This window comes from Cupriavidus sp. 8B (assembly GCF_054589115.1).
Genome location: NZ_BAAILO010000521.1, coordinates 1 through 5,906, shown reverse-complemented (window position 1 = coordinate 5,906; position 5,906 = coordinate 1). Strand labels below are relative to the sequence as shown.

Genomic DNA, 5,906 nt, shown 5'->3' with positions numbered 1-5,906 from the left:
GCGCTGCCGGCGATCCGCGGGCTGGCCTGCACGCGGGCGCGGCCTTCCGGCCGCGCCACTACGCCGAGATGGGCTACGTGGTGCTGACCACGCCCACCGTGCGCGAGGCCATCCTGCAAGGCATCCGCTACGAGGTGCTGGCCAACGATATCGGCCGCACCCGCCTGTATGAAACGGCGCAGGGCGCGTGGATGACGTGGGAAGCCCTGCACGGCCCGCTGTCGCGCCACGCGCACGAGCTGCACATGGCCACGTGGATCTGCTTTGCCCGCTGGCTGGTGGGTGACGGCTTCTTTGCCGAGCGCATCGAGTTTCCCCACGCGGCGCCGCCCGGTGGCCACGCCGACGATTACGCGCAGGTATTCGGCTGCCCGGTGGCCTTCAACGCCGGCCGCCACGCCATGCACATCGATCCCGCGCTGCTGGCGCGCTCCTCGATGCAGGCCGATGCGCAAATGCAGATGCAGATGACGCGTATCGCCCAGGCCCAGTTGCGCGCGCTGGAGGCGGACGGCGCCGGTGAGATCGCGCAGGCGCGTGCCTTTATCAGCGGCGCGCTGCATCGGGGCGACGTGCCGATCGCGGCGGTGGCGGCACACCTGCGCTTGCCGGTGCGCACGCTGCAGCGGCGGCTGCAGGCGCAGGGACTGAACTACTCCGCGCTGGTCGAGGGCGTGCGCCGCGCGCAGGCCGAGCACTACCTCGCGGACCCCGCCATCAGCCTCGCCCAGCTGGCCATGCTGCTCGGCTTTTCGGAGCAGAGCGCGTTCAGCCATGCGTTCAAACGCTGGACGCAGGAAACCCCGAATGCCTGGCGCAAGCGGTTGCTGGGCCGCGTGCCGGGATAGCAGCCGCCGCTTTTCGGCAACTTCGGTGGATCGGGGCCGGTTTCAAACGCAGCGGTGGGTACGCCCGCCAGTGCGGGAAAACGCGCTTTCTGCTTGTTTCATGCGCTCAAAGCGCCACTAAAATCCGCTAAAAATTAGAAGAACGATTCAAATCCCCGTGTTGACCCGGGGCGCTGGCGTGCCTACGATGACATCCATCAATGTCACAATCAATGATGTTGCGATGCAGTACGGCATCCCGCCGTGCACGCCAGCGACACGAGAGACAGCCCATGAACGCGCCAGCGGACCTGCCCCCAGAGTTATCCACAGCCCGGCCATCACCGGAGGGCCACGGCCCCACCGAGTACTGCGATATCGCCATCATCGGCACCGGCTTCGCCGGGCTGGGCATGGCGATCCGCCTCAAGCAGGCAGGCCTGCATAACTTCGCCCTGTTCGAGAAAGCCGGCTCGGTGGGGGGCACCTGGCGCGACAACCACTATCCGGGCTGCGCCTGCGATGTGCAGTCGCACCTGTACTCGTTCTCCTTCGCGCCCAACCCCAACTGGTCGCGCATGTTTTCGCCGCAGCCGGAGATCCGCGCCTACCTGGAGCGCTGCACCGACCAGTTCCGCCTGCGAGCGCACCTGCGCCTGAATCACGAACTGCGCCGCGCCGCGTGGGACGACGCCAGCGGCACCTGGCAGCTCGACATGGCCGATGGCAAGCGCGTTCGGGCTCGCGTGCTGGTGTCGGGCATGGGCGGCCTGAGCCGGCCGGCGTATCCCGATATCCCGGGCCTGGCGCGTTTTCGCGGCGAGGCGTTTCACTCGCAGCACTGGAACCATGACTACCCGCTGGCGGGCAAGCGCGTGGCGGTGATCGGCACTGGCGCCAGCGCCATCCAGTTCGTGCCGCAGATCGCGCCGCAGGTGGCGCACCTGGACCTGTTCCAGCGCACGCCGCCGTGGATCATGCCCAAGCCCGATCGCAAGGTGTCGGCCACCGAGCGCTGGCTGTTCCGCCGCCTGCCGCTCACGCAAAAGCTGATGCGCACCGGCATCTACTGGGCGCTGGAGTCGCGCGTGCTTGGCTTCGTGGTGCATCCGAAGCTGATGACGGTGGTGGCGCGCATTGCACGCCGCCATATCAAGCGGCAGGTCGCCGACCCCACACTGCGCGCCACCGTCACGCCGGACTACACCATCGGCTGCAAGCGCGTGCTGATCTCCAACGACTACTACCCGGCGCTGGCGCGCGCCAATGTGGAAGTGGTGACCCAGGGTATCGACCATGTAGAGGAAGACGCCATCGTGATGCGCGACGGCTCCCGCCGCCCGGCCGACTGCATCATCTTCGGCACCGGCTTTCACGCCACCGATCCGATTCCGCGCGGCGCCATCCTCGGCCAGCGCGGCGCCGACCTGCTCGACGCATGGCGCGATGGCGCCGAGGCGTATCTCGGCACCACCGTGGCCGGCTTCCCCAACCTGTTCCTGGTGGTGGGCCCCAACACCGGCCTCGGGCATAGCTCGATGGTGTTCATGATCGAGTCGCAGGTGAACTACATCCTCGGCGCGCTCAAGTCCATGGGCCGGCACCGCGTGCAGGCCATCGACGTGCGAGCGCCCGCGCAGCGCGACTACAACGCCGGGCTGCAGCGCAAGCTCGTTGGCGCGGTGTGGTCGGAGGGCGGCTGCGTGAGCTGGTACCTCGACCCCAAGACCGGCAAGAACACCACGCTGTGGCCCGGGTTCACCTGGCAGTTCCGCCGCGCCACCGCGCGCTTTCGCATGGCCGACTACGAGATCCGTCCGCTGACGCACCACGCGCTCGCGGCCAGACCGGCGACAGCAGGTGCGACGGCCAGCGAAGCCACCCAGGCCACCCGGGCGTGAGCGCGCTTCGTGCCCGGCCGAGAACAAGACCAAAAGAACACCAGAAGAACACCAGAAGAACACCGAGGAGACACCGCATGAAGGATTTCAAGAACAAGGTGGCCGCCATTACCGGCGCAGGCTCAGGCATGGGCCGCTCGCTGGCGCTCGCGCTGGCACGCGAAGGCTGCCAGCTGGCGCTGTCGGACCGCAATGAAAAGGGCCTGGCGCAGACGGTGGCCGAGGTCATGCGCACGGCGCCGGGCGTGGTCTTCACGCAGCACTGCGTGGATGTATCGAACCGCGCGGCGATGTACGCGTGGGCCGAGCAGGCCGCGCGCACGCACGGGCGCATCAACCTGATCTTCAACAACGCCGGCGTGGCGCTGTCGAGCACCATCGAGGGCATGAGCTACGAGGATCTCGAGTGGATCATGGGCATCAACTTCTGGGGCGTGGTGCATGGCACCAAGGCGTTCCTGCCCTACCTGAAGGCTAGCGGCGAAGGCCACGTGATCAATACGTCGAGCATCTTCGGCATCTTCGCGCAGCCCGGCATGAGCGGCTACAACGCCAGCAAGTACGCGGTGCGCGGCTTCACCGAATCGCTGCGGCAGGAACTCGACATGCTCGACTGCGGCGTGTCCGCGACCTGCGTGCACCCGGGCGGCATCAAGACCAATATTGCGCAGGCCAGCCGCATTTCGGCGAATGTCACCGGCTTCCTGGTGCACGACGAGCAGCAGGGCCGCGACGAGTTCGAGAAGTACTTCATCACCACGGCGGATAAGGCCGCGCGCGTGATCCTCAACGGCGTGCGCCACAACCGCCGCCGCGTGCTGATCGGGCCGGATGCGGTTGCCGCCGACATGATGGCGCGGCTGCTGCCCGCCGCCTACCAGAAGCTGGTGGTGTTCGACGCGCGCCGCAAAGGGCCGCTCGGCAAGCCTGTCGCGGACGTGCCCAACACGGTGCCGGCCAAGGCCAGCGGCAACGGCGGAGACGCGCAATGAACCGCGTCGCCATGCCGGCGGACAGCCGCCTCTCGCAGCCCCCCGGCGCCCTCACGCGCTGGTTCGGCCAGGGCCGTGTAGGGCTGTTCAGCTTGTCACGTGAAACGCTCGCCAGACGCTACGCGCTGCCCGCTTCGCGCTGGGTGCAGGTGATGGGCACGCTGGTGCATTACACCGATGAAGGCGTGCCCGACGGCGAGCCGCTGCTGCTGATCCACGGCTTCGGCGCCTCGCTGCACACCTGGCAAGGCGTGATGCCGGCGCTCGCGCAACGCTATCGCGTGCTGCGCGTGGACCTGCCGCCGTTTGGCCTGACCGGGCCGTTGCGCCATGCGCGCGGGCGCATTCTTACCATGGACGTCGACACGTACCGCCGCTTCATCGACGCCTTTTGCGATGCCATCCACCTGCAGCGCGCCAGCGTCATCGGCAACTCGCTGGGCGGCCTGATCGCATGGGACATGGCCGCGCGCCATCCCGGCCGCGTCGACAAGATGGTGCTGATCGACGCCGCGGGTTTCCCGATGAAGCTGCCGCTCTATATCGCCTTGTTCAACCACGCGCCGGTGCGCTGGTCGGCACCGTGGCTGCTGCCGGAGTTCGTGATCCGCGCCGCCACGCGCGACGTCTACGGCGATGCCTCGCGCGTGGACGAAGGCACCTTCCGCCGCTATGTCGATTTTTTCTACGCCGAGGGCAGCCGCGAAGCCGTCGGCCGCATGGTGCCCAAGCTGGATTTCGATGCGCTCGACACGGTGGCGCTCAACGGCATCCGCTCGCCCACGCTGGTGCTGTGGGGCGAGCGCGACCGCTGGATCCCGCCGGCGCATGCGCAAGCCTTTGCCGGGCGCATTCCGGGCGCGCGGCTGCAGCGCTACGCGGGCCTTGGCCATATCCCGATGGAAGAGGATCCGCAACGCGTGGCGGCGGACCTGCTGCCTTTTCTCGACGGGCGCTGAAGCCACCGCCGAAACCCCCGACGCACCTGACGCACCCGACGCATTCCACGAATCGACAGGAGTACCCATCATGATGCCAGTCCGACGCGATGTGCATCCCCACTTGCCCGCCAGCCGCATCAGCGACTGGCACGTGCGGGGCCGCCATGTCACCCACTTCGTCAACGCGCTTTCGATCTTCTTCCCGGCGGGCGAGCGCTTCTTCATGGACAGCGTGCGCGCCTATCGCGACGACGTGACCGACCCCGAGCTCAAGCGCGCCATCGTGGGCTTTATCGGCCAGGAGGCCATGCACACGCGCGAGCATATTCTCTACAACCGGCTGATGACGGATGCGGGGCTGCCCGCCGAGCCGCTCGACCAGTTCGTGGCCAAGCTGCTTAAACTGCTGCGCAAGATACTGCCCAGGTCATGGCAGCTCGCGCACACCATTGCGCTCGAGCATTACACCGCGATGCTTGCCGGCGGCCTGCTGGCGGACCCGGACCAGATGGGTGACTCCGAGCCCGGCTATCACCAGGTGTGGATCTGGCACGCGCTGGAAGAGACCGAGCACAAGGCCGTGGCCTACGATGTCTGGAATGCCGTGATGAAGCCTGGGCTCTATCGGTATCTGCTGCGCACCTTCACCATGCTCACCACCACCGTGACGTTCTGGGCGATGGTGTTCGTGTTCCACATCCGGCTGGTGATGGCGGATCGCGAGTGCCGCAACAAGCTCGGTGGCTTTGGCGGCGTGGTGCGGTTCCTGTGGGGCAAGCCTGGTGTGTTGCGCAAGATGATGCCGGAGTGGTTTGATTATTTCCGGCCGGGGTTTCATCCGTGGGATCACGATAATCGTGCTCAGCTTGCTCGTATCGAGCCGTTGATTGCGGAGATCGAGGCGACTTCGGTGCGGGCTGGGGTGTCCGGTCGGGCGCCTTCAGTGAGGGGGGCGGTGTAGGTTGTTGGTGGTTTTTGGGCTGTTGACTTCAAAGTCAAAGTCAAAGGCTTAAAGTCAAAGGCCGTTTCACCTCCCCTGCGGGGAGGCGACCTACTTTCTTGTCTCGCCAAGAAAGTAGGCAAAGAAGGCGACCCGGATGGGGCGAAAGACTCCTCGTCGGCAGGCAAAAAGAGCGGCCGGGGGCCAAATGCAGTGGTCTAATTTCCTCGGACAGGTCGATAGGGTGACAATCCATATCGACGAGGAAACAGATGACAAGACAACGCCGACAATTTGATGCCAGC

At 66.5% G+C, this 5,906-nt stretch carries 5 protein-coding genes; all 5 read left to right on the top strand.

From position 1 onward, the window contains the following. Positions 1-848: AraC family transcriptional regulator (locus ACYP5B_RS46110; RefSeq protein WP_459574044.1), on the top strand; the 848-nt coding region annotated here is incomplete at its 5' end. A 272-nt stretch (positions 849-1,120) separates the two neighbouring features. Next, positions 1,121-2,728: a flavin-containing monooxygenase gene (locus ACYP5B_RS46105; protein ID WP_459574043.1), complete on the top strand. Its 1,608-nt coding sequence runs from the start codon at positions 1,121-1,123 to the stop codon at positions 2,726-2,728. A gap of 77 nt (positions 2,729-2,805) precedes the next feature. Next, positions 2,806-3,720, top strand: a complete 915-nt coding sequence (locus ACYP5B_RS46100) for an SDR family NAD(P)-dependent oxidoreductase (RefSeq protein WP_459574042.1) — start codon at positions 2,806-2,808, stop codon at positions 3,718-3,720. Further along, positions 3,717-4,679, top strand: coding sequence for an alpha/beta fold hydrolase (locus ACYP5B_RS46095; RefSeq protein WP_459574041.1), 963 nt, complete (start codon positions 3,717-3,719; stop codon positions 4,677-4,679). The genes ACYP5B_RS46100 and ACYP5B_RS46095 overlap by 4 nt, the downstream gene beginning before the upstream one ends. A gap of 70 nt (positions 4,680-4,749) precedes the next feature. Next, positions 4,750-5,622: a metal-dependent hydrolase gene (locus ACYP5B_RS46090; protein WP_459574040.1), complete on the top strand. Its 873-nt coding sequence runs from the start codon at positions 4,750-4,752 to the stop codon at positions 5,620-5,622. Positions 5,623-5,906 lie beyond the last annotated feature (284 nt).

Bases quoted from the DNA above. Each gene is read 5' to 3' on its own strand.
- ACYP5B_RS46100 (WP_459574042.1), top strand. From the start codon at position 2,806: ATGAAGGATTTCAAGAACAAGGTGGCCGCCATTACCGGCGCAGGCTCA.
- ACYP5B_RS46090 (WP_459574040.1), top strand. From the start codon at position 4,750: ATGATGCCAGTCCGACGCGATGTGCATCCCCACTTGCCCGCCAGCCGC.
- ACYP5B_RS46095 (WP_459574041.1), top strand. From the start codon at position 3,717: ATGAACCGCGTCGCCATGCCGGCGGACAGCCGCCTCTCGCAGCCCCCC.
- ACYP5B_RS46105 (WP_459574043.1), top strand. From the start codon at position 1,121: ATGAACGCGCCAGCGGACCTGCCCCCAGAGTTATCCACAGCCCGGCCA.